This is a genomic window from Citrobacter sp. Cpo090 (assembly GCF_030332665.1).
Taxonomy (GTDB): Bacteria; Pseudomonadota; Gammaproteobacteria; order Enterobacterales; family Enterobacteriaceae; genus Citrobacter; species Citrobacter portucalensis.
In genome coordinates this window covers 337,608-353,829 of record NZ_JAOWHK010000038.1, presented here as the reverse complement: position 1 = coordinate 353,829, position 16,222 = coordinate 337,608, and the positions used below count along the sequence as shown (strand labels likewise).

The following is a 16,222-nucleotide window of genomic DNA, read 5'->3' as shown; positions in this document are numbered from 1 at the left end:
GCGTTCGGAAGATTCTTAGAAATCGATCACATACCGTTTCGTTCATTAAGGGTATTATCCCCTCCGCTGAAAAACATAACCCATAAATGCTAGCTGTACCAGGAACCACCTCCTTAGCCTGCGTAATCTCCCTTACGCAGGCTTATTTTTTGCCTGCCGTTTGAACTTTCCAGGTCTTTCCAATTCAAATCTCTACTTTCAGGCAAAAAAAACCGGGCATTACGCCCGGCTTATTAAGTGATTGAAGATTAATGTGCAGCTTCTGGTTTGTGCTTTTGTGCACTCTGGAAACCATAAGTCAGCTCATTTTTCTCTTTATCCAGCGCAACGGTCACCTGACCGCCATCCACAAGCGAACCGAACAGCAGTTCGTTAGCCAATGGTTTTTTCAGGTTATCCTGGACAACACGCGTCATTGGACGAGCGCCCATTGCGCGGTCATAGCCTTTCTCTGCCAGCCAGTCACGTGCTTCCTGACTCACTTCCAGAGAGACACCTTTCTGATCCAGCTGTACCTGAAGCTCGACGATAAACTTATCAACAACCTGATGAATCACCTCGGTAGAGAGATGATCGAACCAGATAATGTTGTCGAGACGGTTACGGAATTCCGGCGTAAACACTTTTTTGATTTCACCCATTGCATCAGTACTGTTGTCCTGATGAATCAACCCAATCGATTTACGCTCAGTTTCACGTACACCGGCGTTGGTGGTCATGACCAGCACCACGTTGCGGAAATCCGCTTTACGCCCGTTATTGTCGGTCAGCGTGCCGTTATCCATCACCTGCAGCAGCAGATTAAAGACATCCGGGTGTGCTTTTTCGATTTCATCCAGCAGCAGTACCGCATGCGGATGCTTAATAACAGCATCAGTCAGCAAACCGCCCTGGTCGAAACCGACATACCCCGGAGGCGCACCAATCAGGCGGCTAACGGTGTGGCGTTCCATATATTCGGACATATCAAAACGCAGCAGTTCAATACCGAGTGCTTTGGACAACTGCACCGTGACTTCGGTCTTACCGACGCCAGTTGGTCCGGCAAACAGGAACGAACCGACCGGTTTATGCTCGTGTCCCAGACCGGCACGGCTCATTTTGATCGCTTCAGTCAGCGCCTCAATGGCTTTATCCTGTCCGAATACCAGCATTTTCAGACGGTTGCCCAGGTTTTTCAGCGTGTCGCGATCGCTCTGCGAAACGCTCTTCTCCGGGATCCGCGCAATGCGGGCCACAACGGACTCGATATCCGCCACGTTGACGGTTTTCTTGCGCTTGCTGACCGGCATCAGACGCGCACGCGCGCCCGCCTCATCAATCACGTCAATCGCTTTATCCGGCAGATGACGATCGTTAATGTATTTCACCGCCAGTTCGACCGCTGCACGCACCGCTTTGGCGGTATAGCGGACGTCATGGTGCGCTTCGTATTTCGGCTTCAGACCGTTGATGATCTGCACGGTCTCTTCTACCGATGGCTCAGTGACATCGATTTTCTGGAAACGGCGCGCTAAGGCACGATCCTTTTCAAAGATATTGCTGAATTCCTGATAGGTTGTGGACCCTATCACACGGATCTTACCGCTGGAGAGCAACGGTTTGATCAGGTTAGCCGCATCCACCTGGCCGCCCGATGCCGCACCCGCACCGATAATGGTGTGGATCTCATCGATAAACAGAATGCTGTTAGTATCCTGTTCCAGCTGTTTTAGCAGCGCCTTAAAGCGTTTTTCAAAATCGCCGCGATATTTGGTGCCTGCCAGCAGCGAGCCGATATCCAGGGAGTAAAGAGTACAATCAGCCATAATTTCAGGCACATCACCCTGGACGATACGCCAGGCGAGGCCTTCGGCAATGGCGGTTTTACCGACACCAGACTCTCCCACCAGCAGCGGGTTGTTTTTTCTGCGACGGCACAGTACCTGAATGGCGCGCTCCAGCTCTTTGTCCCGGCCAATGAGCGGATCAATTCCGCCCACACGGGCAAGCTGGTTAAGGTTAGTCGTGAAGTTCTCCATACGGTCCTCCCCGCCAGCTTGCTCTTCGTTATTTGGCTGATTCCCAGAGTCAGAAGACTGGCTGGGTTCGTCTTTGCGCGTGCCATGAGAAATAAAATTCACCACATCAAGACGACTTACTTCATGCTTACGAAGCAGATAAGCCGCTTGAGATTCCTGCTCGCTGAAGATAGCGACCAGCACATTTGCGCCGGTAACTTCATTGCGCCCGGAGGACTGAACATGAAAGACCGCGCGTTGCAGTACACGCTGAAAACTCAACGTTGGCTGCGTGTCGCGTTCTTCCTCACTGGCAGGCAATACAGGTGTGGTCTGTTCAATGAAGGCTTCGAGTTCCTGACGGAGCGCCACCAGATCCACAGAACACGCTTCCAGCGCTTCGCGGGCCGATGGGTTACTGAGCAACGCCAGTAACAAGTGCTCGACGGTCATAAACTCATGTCGGTGCTCGCGCGCTCTGGCGAAAGCCATGTTTAAACTGAGTTCCAGTTCTTGATTGAGCATAGGCACCTCCCCCAATGTTTATGCCTGCATTCAGGCTTTTTCCAGCGTACACAGCAACGGATGCTCGTTCTCCCTCGCATATTTGTTCACCATCGCTACTTTGGTTTCAGCCACTTCGGCAGTGAACACACCGCAGATAGCTTTGCCTTGATAGTGAACTGCAAGCATCAGTTGCGTTGCACGTTCTACATCATAAGAAAAGAATTTTTGTAACACGTCAATAACAAACTCCATCGGAGTGTAATCATCATTGACTAATATCACTTTATACATAGATGGCGGTTTTAGCGCGTCGCGCAATTTGTCTTCCGCCAGCAGATCGAAATCCAGCCAGTCGTTCGTCTTACCCATTGTCAGTCGTCATCTTCAGTTACGGTTTCCGGCAGAAAATCTTGCCGCTGACAAGCAGCCTATGCGCACAATCAATCTACCTCAAGTATTAGATAACTATCATCTATTAGTGCCATCCGCGACATCTGTCACATAACCGACAATAGCGTTAACTGCTTCAAATTTTGATGCATTTTTACCCTATTCCGTCTGTCTGGCGCTTGACGCCTCGCCTGATTTCTCTAAATTGTAGTTTCGAGAGTTGGCGAGGTTTTGAACAGCCCCCACTCCGCCACCGGTTCATTCCATCTTACTTATATAAGATTTACGAAGGATGTCGAAGTATGGAAACGGGTACTGTTAAGTGGTTCAACAACGCCAAAGGGTTTGGTTTCATTTGCCCCGAAGGCGGCGGCGAAGATATTTTCGCCCATTATTCCACCATTCAGATGGATGGTTACAGAACGCTAAAAGCCGGACAGTCTGTCCAGTTTGATGTCCACCAGGGGCCAAAAGGCAATCATGCCAGTGTCATCGTGCCTGTCATTGAAGCAGAAGCTGTCGCATAGCTCTTCTGTCTCATTGTGTACATCCCGCAGTCAAAATGCCAGCCCTTGCGGCTGGCATTTTTATCTCTGTGGTATTATTCCCGCGCCAGAGCATCTACTGGATCCAGACGTGCCGCATTCCGCGCCGGTAGCCAGCCAAATAACACCCCGGTTGCCGTTGAACACAGAAACGCCGTCAACAACGCGACGGGTGAGAATCCAATTTCCCAGCCCGGCAGGAATAACTGTAGCGTAAAGGCGATCAGCATCGACAGGCTAATGCCCAACGCGCCGCCAACCAGACACACTAACACCGCTTCAATTAAGAACTGTTGCAGCACGTCACTGGCGCGAGCGCCAACCGCCATACGAATGCCAATCTCACGCGTTCGTTCGGTTACTGAAACCAGCATAATATTCATTACGCCAATCCCACCGACCACCAGCGAAATCACCGCCACCAGCGTCAGGAAGAGTTGTAATGTACGTGTGGTCTTTTCGGCGGTTTTCAAGATACCGTCCATATTCCAGGTGAAGAAATCCTTCTTACCGTGGCGCAACGTCAACAGTCGGGTCAGTTGCTGTTCGGCCTGGGCACTGTCAAAACCATCCTTCACTCGCACGGTGATCGAATTCAGCCACGACTGTCCCATGATTCGCCCGGACATAGTGCTATAAGGCAGCCAGACCCGCAGGATCTTGCTACTGCCAAACATCGACTGTTTCTCTTCTGCAACACCAATCACCGTGGCAGGCATATTCCCCACCAGCACGACCTCGCCGACAACTTTCGCTTTGTTGGGGAACAACTGACGCCGGGTATTACTGTCGAGCACCACCACCTGAGCGCGCCCCGCCAGTTGCTCAGCGTTAAAGGTGGTCCCTTCGCTGAATGTCATGCCATAGACGTTAAAATAGTCGCCGCTAACGCCATTAGCACTGGCAGCAACGTCGATATTGCCATAGCGTAACCGCAGGTTCTTCGACACCGCAGGTGTCACCGAACTGACCCAGGGCTGCTTCTGAAGCGCCGTCAAATCGTCATACTTCAACGCCTGTTGATATTGCGGATCGTCGTCGCCGAAATCTTTGCCTGGATAGATATCAATGGTGTTAGTACCAATAGCGCGAATATCTGCCAGTACCAATTGTTTAGCCGCATCGCCTACCACCACGATCGACACCACCGAAGCAATACCGATGATGATCCCGAGCATGGTCAGTAGCGTTCGCATTTTATTCGCGGCCATTGCCAGCCAGGCCATGGTAAGCGCTTCACGAAAACCGCTGACAAACTGGCTCCAGCCGGATGCCGTTTTCACCGTTGGCTCCGCGATATCGCGTCCGCCAGAGGGTTTCTGTGGCGGAGGATTGCGCACAATCTCACCGTCACGAATTTCAATGACCCGCTCGGCCTGCGCGGCGACCTGACTGTCGTGAGTAACGATAATTACCGTATGCCCGCGATCGCGCAGTTGATGCAAAATGGCCATTACCTCTTCGCCGGAATGGCTATCCAGTGCACCGGTGGGTTCGTCGGCAAGAATAACCTGCCCCCCGTTCATCAGCGCACGCGCAATACTGACCCGCTGCTGCTGACCACCGGAAAGCTGGGAGGGTTGATAGTCAACCCGATCACCCAACCCCAGCCGCTGGAGTAATTCCTGCGCACGCGCCAGGCGCTGCTTACGTTCAGTGCCAGCGTAGACCGCCGGTACCTCAACGTTTTGTGCGGCGGTTAAATGCGACAACAAATGATAGCGCTGGAAGATAAAACCAAAATGCTCGCGACGTAGTTGCGCTAGCGCATCGCTATCCAGCGTGGAGACATCACGTCCGGCAACGCGATACGTCCCGCTGGTTGGCTTATCCAGACAGCCGAGAATGTTCATCAGCGTCGATTTACCCGAGCCAGACGCCCCGACAATCGCTACCATTTCCCCGGCCTGAATGCTCAAGGATACGTCCTTCAGCACCTCAACCTGGCCTTCGCCTGAGGGATAGCTGCGGCGGATATGGCTCAGTTCAAGCAATGCTGTCATTTTGCAGCTCCGGCGTTGCCCTCACCGATAATGACTTCATCCCCCTCTTCCAGCCCTTTCACGATCTCCACATCGGTGTCATTACGCGCGCCGATAACCACTTCACGTTCGCGGGTTTCGCCGTTACGCAGCAGCCTGACGTTATAACGGTTGTTACCAATAGGATCGCCCAGTGCCGACAGCGGGATAGTCAGGACATTTTTGACATCAGTGAGCTGTATATGGACCTGCGCGGTCATATCCAGACGCAGGATCCCTTTCGGATTGGGAACTTCGAAGCGGGCATAGTAGAAAATCGCATCATTCACTTTCTCTGGCGTCGGAAGAACATCTTTGAGCTTACCTTCATAACGCGTCTGCGGATCGCCCAGTACGGTAAACCAGGCTTTTTGCCCAGGGTGCAGGTGAATTACATCGGCCTCGGAAACCTGCGCTTTTACCAGCATGGTGCTCATATCCGCCAGGGTCAGAATATTAGGTGCCTGCTGGGCGGCAATAACGGTTTGCCCTTGCAGGGTAGTAATTTGCGTTACTTCGCCAGCCATTGGCGCAACGATGCGGGTGTAATCAAGGTTGGTTTTTGCCGTATCGAGAGAAGCCTGATTACGTTTAATTTGCGCGTCAATTGTGCCAATTTGCGCCTGTTTGACCGCCATCTCGGTGGCCGCGGTGTCGAGATCCTGCTGTGATACGGCCTGGGTTTTCGCCAGCTGCTGCTGGCGGGAAAGCGTGACCCGCGCCAGTTTCCACTCAGCTTCGGCTTGTAAACGCTGGGCACGCAATTCCATCAGCGTCGCTTCAACCTCTTTGATTTGGTTTTGCGCCTGTTCAGGATCGATAACGCCGAGTAACTGATCTTTTTTTACTTTATCGCCAATCGCGACCGACAGCGTTTTTAACTGCCCGCTGACCTGCGCCCCGACGTCAACTTTACGCAGCGCATCCAGCTTACCGGTAGCCAGTACGCTTTGCTGCAGATCGCCAGGACGAACAATTAATGTTTGATACTGAGGTAAAGGCGCATTAAGCGTTCGCCAAAGTGCAATTACCGCCACAATAAGGATGATGGCGAACAGAAAATAGCGTTTTTTGATTTTTCCCTTGAGCTTCATAAATGTCCCAATTTCCCCAATACGTCCACCAGAGTGGAGTGCTAAACATCAACGTTAAATAAATCACTGTTGAAAAGCGCAAGAATAACAGAGTTATTGATGAATGGTTAAGATCCGCTGTGCTGAAATTAGTACAAGAGTATCAATCGGATTTATATTATGAGCCAGCTAACTGAAAGCACTTTTCATTCTTCAAAACCAGTCACAAGTTTTAGCCTCTTTTGTAGCCTGATGACCGGACATTGGCGCCCCGGGCAATTTTGGCATCAGCGTAGCTTTCGTCGTAAGTTTTTGTTGCGCTCAGCGCTTATACCGCGATTAACGCGTGAATGGATGACCGAGTTGGCGCAATGGCCTGACCTGGATAGCATACTTGCACGCCAGCCGCGATTGCCGGTTCGTTTGCATCGCGCCTATCTCGCGAAAAACCTTGACCACAAAACGAAACTGGATGCAGTGCGTTATCATTACAATGCTATCCGCAGCTTTTTTTCAGCCACTGAATTTAAGGATTATTTAAGTGAAGATGGATTACAACTTGCACAAATTGAGGGAAAAAATAGCGAAGTATTTAGCGTAATAATGACTTCATTCATCATACTGGATAAAGAAGGTGAAAGCACCATTCTGGTACGCAATTGCGCTGGCGAGACTTTAGCGGAAATGACGTTTACACTGTGCAATTATGAAGGGAGCAGTACGCTGTTTATTGGCGGGTTACAGGGAGGCAGCCGATTACTGCCACATGAAGAAATTCAAAAAGCGACCAAATCATGCCATGGGATTTTCCCAAAACGTATTGTGATGGAAGCCATTTGCTGTTTTGCGGAACAATTAAATATCGAACAAATTCTGGCTGTAAGTAATGAACAGCATATTTTTCGCAGCCCGCGCTACGACGATAAAAACAAGGTAATCCTTTCCGACTACAACACCTTTTGGGAGTCGGTTGGCGGCGAATGCGACAGCCACGGGTACTATCATATTCCGCGCACGCTGGCGCGAAAAAGCGAGGCGGATATTGCCAGCAAAAAACGCGCAGAATACCGCCGCCGCTATCAGCTACTGGACAGCATCCATTCGCAGCTGTCGTTGATGTTTCGCCACTAATCCGCTCTGCCGCGTGCCAGCCACAGCACGCGGGAAAACATTTTTCGCAGCAGCGTTGGCACTGCATCAACGCCGCGCCGCCCGGCTTCCATCGCTACCTCAATGGCTAAATCCGGTTTTGACGAACGATGTATCGCCTTGGAGATAATTTTGCGCATATTCATGGGCACATTCTCCGGGATTTGCGCCACCCGGTGAAAGACGTCAGCAAACCCCTGGCGATACATAAAGTGTTCCATATCCAGTGCAGGGAGCATGGTCAAATGCTCACGTTCTTCCTCTCTGTCGTCATTCAATAAGCTACGTACCGTAGCCGCATACTTTTTCCCGGCTTCATCGCCATCGACCAGCACATGCCACTCTATCCCCATCCGGCGGGCGAATTTAACCAGCGGCTTAAGTCCGGACTGGGCGAATTCAATTACCTTAATCCCTTCTGCATCAAAGTGGTGCCCGCACTGGCGGGCCAGTTCGTTAATAACCCAGGTTTCCGTTTCACCTTCCACCAGCAGCCAGCAGCGGGCAAACAATGACGATGCACGATTAAAACGAATATGAAATGCGATTCGCCGACCGTCTTCTGCACTGATCCCACCCGGCCCCAGCCGCCAGGCAGCGACGCGGGATGATTCACGTACCAGACGAACAACATGTTCAACAGGCGTAAGGGACAGAAGCTCACCGGAATTGGTGGTCGCCACTCGCTGCAGAGGCAGTAAATTCAACAAGTGCCAGGCCACCGACAGCATGATGGGATGTAAACGCGTTTCCGGATCTTCCACCAGCAATAAAGGTCGGGCGTCTTTATCCAACCTTAGCGTGCCTTTGGCCTGCAACAAGGTCGAAAACAGGCCCAACAGAATAACCCGGTGCGTACGTCCGCCGGGTTTATCAATCATGCGGTTAATAATGTCCAGATAGCGCCAGCTCCGTTGTTCGTTATTGGAGCGACGACGCATCAGACGGTAGCGGGACTGGCCAGCCCCTTGCTCGGAAAAATAGTGCTCCAACAACTGGACCATGGCCGATAACCCCTGGCGGATCTGCCCGTCGGTCAGGTTTTGCGGCCGGGTAGCCAGCTCACGCGCCAGAAAATCCAGTTGGCGGGCGGTGACTTCGACATCTGCCGAATCTGGCACCGTACCGTTGCGGATCCGTCGCATAAATCGCGCGTCACGCAGACGCAGTACCGGCATCAGGCGCACAAGATGCCGCGCCTGATCGTTAATGTCATCGAGAGGTAATGGATGGCCATCGCCGTCAAGAAAACTGCGTAAGGTCAGAACGCTACCGTCATCCGCACACTCGCCTTCCAGACGATAAAAAATGCGGTGATAGCCATCCTGGCACGGCGTCCAGCTGGCTTCCAGAGGGCGATAGCGACGTACCCGGTGACGACCCGGCTGGGATTCACGAAACGTAAGGATAATGTGCAGGTGGTGTTCCCGGCCCTGTATATCACCCGGCGGGAACCAGAAATCCTCGCGGACAAAATGGTACAAGTCTGACTCCGGCGACAGCAGCAGGGTTAAGGCATCCAGCAGGCTGGATTTACCCCACGCGTTCTCCCCAATCAGCACGTTGCTCTGCTCCAGCATCAACGACAGACGGTTAATACCACGAAATCCAACAATCTCAACGCGTTCGAGAATCATATAGCCTCCGGAAATGCTAACTTTTTCCTTCAAGTTATCAGGAGTATAACGGCAAGCGGCGCTCAGGACACCCGGTATGATCAGGAGGTTAGTCGCAGAAATTGAAAAATATAAGAATATTCTTCTTATGTTTTCCCCGGAATATTATTTCAGAACTCAATCATCACCTTTTCCTAATTGAACTATGCTTCATTCATCCAATATTCATAAAGGAATAACGACATATTGCCTTAAATCAAATTTTTTCATCAATTTAACTGGCGAAGGGATGATGTTTTTTTCTAAAATACCCGCTCTTTCATCATCGTCCCTTTTTAGCGATGAATTACCGGGCAAGGAACTCGAACCCGGAACTTTTAATTGAGGTGGTTATGTTCAGGAAATTAGCAGCCGAATTCTTCGGTACGTTTTGGCTCGTCTTTGGCGGGTGCGGTAGCGCAATACTGGCCGCAGCATTCCCGGAGTTGGGTATTGGATTTGCCGGTGTAGCCCTGGCGTTTGGTCTGACGGTACTGACCATGGCATTCGCCGTAGGTCATATTTCCGGTGGACACTTTAACCCGGCGGTAACCTTCGGTTTATGGGCTGGCGGTCGCTTCCCGGCAAAAGACGTTATTGGTTACGTTATTGCTCAGGTTGTGGGCGGTATTGTTGCAGCAGCGGCACTGTATCTTATTGCCAGCGGTAAAGCAGGTTTTGATGCAGCGGCCAGTGGTTTTGCTTCGAACGGCTTTGGTGAACATTCACCTGGTGGTTATTCCATGCTTTCTGCCGTCGTCATTGAAATCATTCTAACCGCAGGCTTCTTATTAGTGATCCACGGCGCGACCGATAAACATGCTCCGGCAGGTTTTGCACCTATCGCAATTGGTCTGGCGTTAACTCTGATTCACTTGATCAGTATTCCAGTCACCAACACCTCCGTAAACCCGGCACGTAGTACCGCAGTCGCCATCTTCCAGGGCGGCTGGGCGTTACAGCAATTGTGGTTCTTCTGGGTTATGCCGATTATCGGTGGGGTACTCGGCGGTCTTATTTACCGCACTCTGCTGGAAAAACGCGATTAATCGCTAACAAAAAGACCTGACTATTGTCAGGTCTTTTTTCTCCACACTATATTTCCTTTTATTTGCAACTTTACTCCCCTCTTTGCATTGAGTAGTGTGTATACCCGTCATACTTCAAGTTGCAGATGTGTTGACTGCGCTCGCTCCCCCCAGTCACGTACTTATGTACGCTCCCGGGGATTTACTCCCTTGCCGCCTTCCTGCAACTTGAATTATTTAGGTTATAGTGACGCATTTCGTCTTACTTCTCAGCAAGGATCTGGTTTTCATGTTTTCAGGGCTGTTAATCATTCTGGTTCCCCTTATTGTGGGCTACCTTATTCCGCTCCGGCACAGGACTGCATTACAACTTATCAATCGCCTGTTAAGCTGGATCGTCTACCTTATTCTCTTTTTTATGGGTATTAGCCTGGCGTTTCTGGATAATCTCGCCAGTAACCTGCTAGCCATTCTTCATTATTCTGCGGTCAGCGTGACGGTCATTATACTGTGTAACATTGCGGCGCTGTTCTGGCTGGAGCGTTCGCTGCCCTGGAGACACAACCACAAGCAAGAAAAGCTCCCCTCGCGAATTGCAATGGCGCTTGAGTCGCTTCAGCTTTGTGGCGTCGTCGTCATCGGTTTCCTGCTCGGCCTCACTGGGCTTCCCATTCTGCAGCATGCCACCGAAGCCAGCGAATATACGTTAATCTTTTTACTTTTCCTGGTGGGGATTCAACTGCGCAACAGCGGTATGACCTTAAAGCAAATTGTGCTGAACCGTCGGGGGATGATCGTGGCCGTCGTCGTCGTCGCCAGTTCGATGCTGGCGGGGGTTATAAACGCGTTGATCCTCGGTCTGCCGCTGAAAACCGCGCTGGCGATGGCATCGGGTTTTGGCTGGTATTCCCTGTCCGGTATTCTGTTGACCGAATCGTTCGGACCGGTGATTGGTAGTGCCGCCTTCTTTAACGACCTGGCCCGTGAGCTGATCGCCATTATGTTGATTCCAGGAATGGTGGGCCGCAGCCGCTCTACCGCGCTGGGATTATGCGGCGCGACATCAATGGATTTCACCCTGCCCGTTTTACAACGCAGCGGCGGTCTGGAAATGGTCCCGGCAGCCATCGTCCACGGCTTTATTCTGAGTCTGTTAGTGCCTCTGCTGATGGCGTTTTTCTCCGCCTGACGCCGGGACAAATACCTCTCTGGCGGTAGTCAGCTACCGCCAAAATTGCGCTAAATCAATCTCCCTGCAAGTAGTAGCAGAAATCCCTTTTATCCCTTCGCGCACAGGCATAACCTTAAACATGTATATTAAATATAACTTTAAAAGGTGTGACCATGTTTTGTGTGCAATGTGAACAAACCATCCGTACTCCGGCAGGAAACGGCTGCTCTTACGCGCAGGGTATGTGCGGTAAAACGGCTGAAACCTCCGATTTGCAGGATCTGCTAATTGCTTCCCTACAAGGTCTGTCTGCATGGGCTGTTAAAGCACGTGAATACGGCATCATCGACCATGAGGTTGATAACTTTGCGCCGCGTGCGTTCTTCTCCACGCTGACTAACGTTAACTTCGATTCCCCGCGTATTGTTGGCTATGCCCGTGAAGCTATCGCCATGCGCGACGCCCTGAAAGCGCAATGCCTGAACATCGACGCGAATGCGGCGGTCGCCAACCCAATGGCCGATCTGCAACTGGTCAGCGACGATCTGGGCGACCTGCAACGTCAGGCCGCTGAATTTACCCCGAACAAAGACAAAGCAACCATCGGCGAGAACATTCTCGGCCTGCGTCTGCTGTGTCTGTACGGCCTGAAAGGTGCGGCAGCTTACATGGAGCACGCGCACGTTCTTGGTCAGTACGACAACGATATCTATGCTCAGTACCACAAAATCATGGCGTGGCTGGGTACCTGGCCTTCCGATATGAACGCTCTGCTGGAGTGTTCAATGGAAATCGGCCAGATGAACTTCAAAGTGATGAGCATTCTGGATGCCGGTGAAACCACCAAATACGGTCACCCGACCCCGACTCAGGTCAACGTAAAAGCGACCGAAGGTAAGTGCATCCTGATCTCCGGTCACGACCTGAAAGATCTGTACAACCTGCTGGAGCAGACCGAAGGTACCGGTGTTAACGTCTATACCCACGGTGAAATGCTGCCGGCACACGGCTACCCGGAACTGCGTAAGTTCAAACACCTGATCGGTAACTACGGCAGCGGCTGGCAAAACCAGCAGGTTGAATTCGCTCGCTTCCCTGGCCCAATCGTGATGACCTCTAACTGCATCATCGACCCGACCGTTGGCGCGTACGACGACCGTATCTGGACCCGTAGCATCGTCGGTTGGCCGGGTGTGAGCCACCTCGAAGGCGACAACTTCGGTCCGGTTATCGCTCAGGCACAGCAGATGGCTGGCTTCCCGTACAGTGAAATTCCGCACCTGATCACCGTAGGTTTCGGCCGTCAGACCCTGCTGGGCGCTGCTGATACCCTGATCGACCTGGTGAGCCGCGAAAAACTGCGTCACATCTTCCTGGTTGGCGGTTGTGATGGCGCACGTGGTGAACGTAACTACTTCACTGACTTCGCCACCAGCGTGCCGGATGACTGCCTGATCCTGACCCTTGCTTGCGGTAAATACCGTTTCAACAAACTGGAGTTCGGCGATATCGAAGGTCTGCCGCGTCTGGTGGATGCCGGTCAGTGTAACGATGCTTACTCTGCCATCATCCTGGCGGTAACCCTGGCTGAGAAACTGGGCTGTGGCGTGAACGATCTGCCGCTGTCTCTGGTACTCTCCTGGTTCGAACAGAAAGCGATTGTTATTCTGCTGACCCTGCTGTCTCTGGGCGTGAAAAACATCGTCACTGGCCCGACTGCGCCTGGTTTCTTCACACCGGATCTGCTGGCAGTTCTCAACGAGAAATTTGGTCTGCGTTCCGTGACCACCGTTGAAGAAGACATGAAGCAACTGCTGAGCGCGTAAGGAGTAAAGAATGACAATGCCAACTCATCAGTGCCCATGGCGGATGCAGGTTCACCACATCCATCAGGAAACGCCGGATGTATGGACAATTTCGTTGCTGTGCCACGATTATTATCCTTACCGCGCCGGGCAGTATGCACTGGTCAGCGTACGTAATTCAGCGGATACGCTGCGTGCTTACACCATTTCTTCAACGCCGGGCGTTAGCGAGTACATTACGTTGACCATCCGCCGGATTGACGATGGCGCAGGTTCACAGTGGCTAACCCGCGACGTGAAGCGCGGCGACTATATCTGGCTGTCTGATGCAATGGGTGAGTTCACCTGTGAAGATAAAGCGGAAGACAAGTTCCTGATGCTGGCCGCAGGCTGTGGCGTTACGCCAATCATGTCAATGCGTCGCTGGTTGGCAAAGTACCGCCCGCAAGCGGATGTACAGGTAATCTTTAACGTTCGCTCGCCGCAAGATGTCATTTTTGCCGACGAGTGGCGTGAATATCCGGTGACATTAGTCGCTGAAAACAATGCCACCGAAGGTTTTGTTTCCGGCCGACTGACTACCGAACTGCTGCAAAGCGTACCGAATCTGACCTCGCGTACCGTGATGACCTGTGGCCCGGCACCGTATATGGAGCTGGTCGAGAAAGAGGTCAAAGCGCTGGGCGTGACGCGCTTCTTTAAAGAGCAGTTCTTCACACCTGTTGCCGAAGCCGCCACCAGTGGTCTGAAGTTTACCAAGCTACAGCCAGCGAAAGAGTTTTACGCGCCGGTGGGCAGTACGCTGCTGGAAGCGCTGGAAAGCAACAAGGTTCCGGTTGTCGCCGCATGCCGTGCAGGCGTTTGCGGCTGCTGCAAAACCAAAGTGGTTGACGGTAACTATACGGTCAGCAGCACCATGACGCTGACCGACGCAGAAATCGCTGAAGGTTATGTGCTGGCCTGTTCCTGTCATCCGCAGGGTGATTTAGTGCTGGCGTAATTGGCCGGTATCTGATGTGCAAAAGGCTGCCTGGCTGTACCGGGTGGCCTTTTTTTATGCTCTCAGGCGCTGCAAAATTCTGATGTTTTCACTCTCCCCGGCAAAATACCCTCTTCCCCCGCAAATTATCGGCCACACTTATCCTGCGCAGATTAAGCATAATTCCCGACTACCACGTCGAACTTTCTACAAGGATCCCCATGAAAAAAGTGGCCATTGTCGGCGTCGGTCCCACCGGGATTTATACGTTTCATGCTCTGGTTGAGCGCGGTGAACCGCTGGAAATAGAGCTTTATGAGCAAGCTGAAGAGGCGGGCGTTGGCATGCCTTATAACAGCGATAACAACGCAGACCACATGCTGGCAAATATAGCCAGCATTGAGATCCCGCCGATTTATATTAGCTATCTGACGTGGCTACAAAATCAAAGCCATGACTATCTTGCCCGGTTTCAGATTGAACGCACCTCTTTGCATGAGCGGCAATTTTTGCCCCGCGTGATCCTCGGCGACTATTATCGCGATCGTTTCTTAGCCATTGTCGATAAAGCGCAAAAAGCCGGTTTCACGATTCGCGTACATGAATCGAGCGAAGTCACCGACCTGCGAGCAGACCCGAATGGGGTTTCTTTGTGGATCAACCACGCGTCACAGCCCGTTGAGGTGGATTTCGCCGCTATCGCCACCGGACATCTGTGGCCCGAAACGGATGCTCAGGCACGCAAGTTTTTCCCCAGTCCGTGGACCGGTCTGATGGACGCGCAGATTGGTGCTTGCCGGGTAGGGATTCTGGGCACCTCGCTAAGCGCTATCGACGCCGCGATGGCTGTGGCCAGTCAGCATGGTACCTTCACTACCAATACCGACCATTCACTACAATTCACACCTAAATCCGACATTGGAAATCTGAAGCTGACTCTGATGTCGCGCAGTGGGGTACTGCCTGAAGCGGATTTTTACTGCCCCCTTCCGTATGAATCGCTGAATATCGCGACGCCAGAAGCAATTGAAGATGCCATTGCCCAGGGCCAAAACGGATTACTTGACCGCATCTTTCAGCTTATTGCGCAACAACTGCAAAATGCGGCGCCAGGCTGGTGCCAACAGATAGCGCTTGCGACGCTTAACGCCGACACGTTCCCCGAGGTCTATTTTACCGACAGGCTCAAGCACGATCCTTTTGACTGGGCAAGGCGTAATCTGGTGGAGGTGGAACGCAACAAGCAGGAACAGCATACCGTCGTCTGGCGCTATACCTTGCTGCGCCTGCACGAGGTTATCGAGGAGATAGTCCCTCACCTTGATACCTGCGACGAAAAACGTTTCAGGCGCGGACTGAAGCGGGTATTTATTGATAACTATGCGGCAATCCCGTCTGAGTCTGTCCGCCGACTGCTGGCGCTGCACGACGCCGGGCTGATTGAGATCCTCGCACTCGGCGCGGATTATGAGCGTACGAATGAGCAGGAAATGACGGTAATTTACCACCACGGTCAGCGCATAGAATTTGATGTGTTTATTGACGCCCGCGGACAACGAGCATTGCAGAGCAAAGATATCCCGTTCCCGACGCTACGCGATCAGCTGCTGGCCTGTGGCGATGAGATCCCGGATATTGGCGAAGATTACACCCTGCAAGCCCCAGAGAATGCCCGCAATCGCATCGCTTTTGGCGGGCTACCGTGGTTAATGCACGATCGTCCGTTTATTCAGGGACTGGTGGTCAGCGCAGAAATCGGCGCCGCGATGGCAAAGGCATTGACGCAACAAGCGCAGAGACGTCGGCACAAACTATGGAACAGTGACGACATGGATTAGCAGCCAGATTGAATGACGAGGCGGAGAAATGCTACGCGTTCCCGCCTCTGTAGTGACTCTC

General features: G+C 52.2%; 12 protein-coding genes. 7 read left to right on the top strand and 5 right to left on the bottom strand.

Annotated elements, in window-relative coordinates; translation table 11 throughout:
* Nucleotides 1-248: 248 nt before the first annotated feature.
* Both clpA and clpS read right to left on the bottom strand, forming a co-directional pair.
* Complete coding sequence (clpA, locus tag OGY83_RS24080; protein ID WP_003036804.1) at nt 249-2,525, bottom strand: ATP-dependent Clp protease ATP-binding subunit ClpA; 2,277 nt, start codon at nt 2,523-2,525, stop codon at nt 249-251.
* A 30-nt stretch (nt 2,526-2,555) separates the two neighbouring features.
* Entirely contained in the window at nt 2,556-2,876 is a 321-nt protein-coding gene (gene clpS, locus OGY83_RS24075) for an ATP-dependent Clp protease adapter ClpS (protein ID WP_003036810.1), read from the bottom strand.
* A 323-nt stretch (nt 2,877-3,199) separates the two neighbouring features.
* Here clpS and cspD point away from each other — a divergent pair, with 323 nt between their 5' ends.
* Nucleotides 3,200-3,424: a cold shock-like protein CspD gene (cspD, locus tag OGY83_RS24070; RefSeq protein ID WP_003036813.1), complete on the top strand. Its 225-nt coding sequence runs from the start codon at nt 3,200-3,202 to the stop codon at nt 3,422-3,424.
* 74 nt (nt 3,425-3,498) lie between these two features.
* Here the strand turns inward: cspD and macB are convergent, their stop codons facing one another.
* Nucleotides 3,499-5,445, bottom strand: coding sequence for a macrolide ABC transporter ATP-binding protein/permease MacB (gene macB / locus OGY83_RS24065; RefSeq protein WP_048215946.1), 1,947 nt, complete (start codon nt 5,443-5,445; stop codon nt 3,499-3,501).
* On the bottom strand, nt 5,442-6,557 hold the full coding sequence (gene macA, locus OGY83_RS24060; RefSeq protein WP_194210631.1) for a macrolide transporter subunit MacA: 1,116 nt from the start codon (nt 6,555-6,557) through the stop codon (nt 5,442-5,444). Before macA ends, macB begins: the two co-directional genes overlap by 4 nt.
* A 159-nt stretch (nt 6,558-6,716) precedes the next feature.
* Between macA and OGY83_RS24055 the strand changes: the two genes are divergently transcribed.
* On the top strand, nt 6,717-7,667 hold the full coding sequence (locus OGY83_RS24055) for a VirK/YbjX family protein (RefSeq protein ID WP_286637053.1): 951 nt from the start codon (nt 6,717-6,719) through the stop codon (nt 7,665-7,667).
* Here OGY83_RS24055 and OGY83_RS24050 read toward each other — a convergent pair.
* On the bottom strand, nt 7,664-9,322 hold the full coding sequence (locus OGY83_RS24050; RefSeq protein ID WP_003834292.1) for an ATP-dependent endonuclease: 1,659 nt from the start codon (nt 9,320-9,322) through the stop codon (nt 7,664-7,666). The genes OGY83_RS24055 and OGY83_RS24050 overlap by 4 nt on opposite strands.
* A gap of 371 nt (nt 9,323-9,693) precedes the next feature.
* Here OGY83_RS24050 and aqpZ point away from each other — a divergent pair, with 371 nt between their 5' ends.
* The 5 genes from aqpZ to OGY83_RS24025 all read left to right on the top strand — a co-directional run bounded on the left by aqpZ (nt 9,694) and on the right by OGY83_RS24025 (nt 16,161).
* Entirely contained in the window at nt 9,694-10,389 is a 696-nt protein-coding gene (aqpZ, locus tag OGY83_RS24045) for an aquaporin Z (protein ID WP_139762579.1), read from the top strand.
* 268 nt (nt 10,390-10,657) lie between these two features.
* Nucleotides 10,658-11,557, top strand: a complete 900-nt coding sequence (locus tag OGY83_RS24040; RefSeq protein ID WP_016150624.1) for a LysO family transporter — start codon at nt 10,658-10,660, stop codon at nt 11,555-11,557.
* A 155-nt stretch (nt 11,558-11,712) separates the two neighbouring features.
* The gene (gene hcp, locus OGY83_RS24035; protein ID WP_079937585.1) at nt 11,713-13,365 is read left to right on the top strand and encodes a hydroxylamine reductase; all 1,653 of its coding nucleotides are present in this window, start codon (nt 11,713-11,715) and stop codon (nt 13,363-13,365) included.
* 10 nt (nt 13,366-13,375) lie between these two features.
* Nucleotides 13,376-14,344: an NADH oxidoreductase gene (hcr, locus tag OGY83_RS24030; RefSeq protein ID WP_123267518.1), complete on the top strand. Its 969-nt coding sequence runs from the start codon at nt 13,376-13,378 to the stop codon at nt 14,342-14,344.
* Between the two features lie 200 nt (nt 14,345-14,544).
* The gene (locus OGY83_RS24025; RefSeq protein ID WP_194210628.1) at nt 14,545-16,161 is read left to right on the top strand and encodes an FAD-NAD(P)-binding protein; all 1,617 of its coding nucleotides are present in this window, start codon (nt 14,545-14,547) and stop codon (nt 16,159-16,161) included.
* The last annotated feature ends 61 nt before the right edge of the window (nt 16,162-16,222 follow it).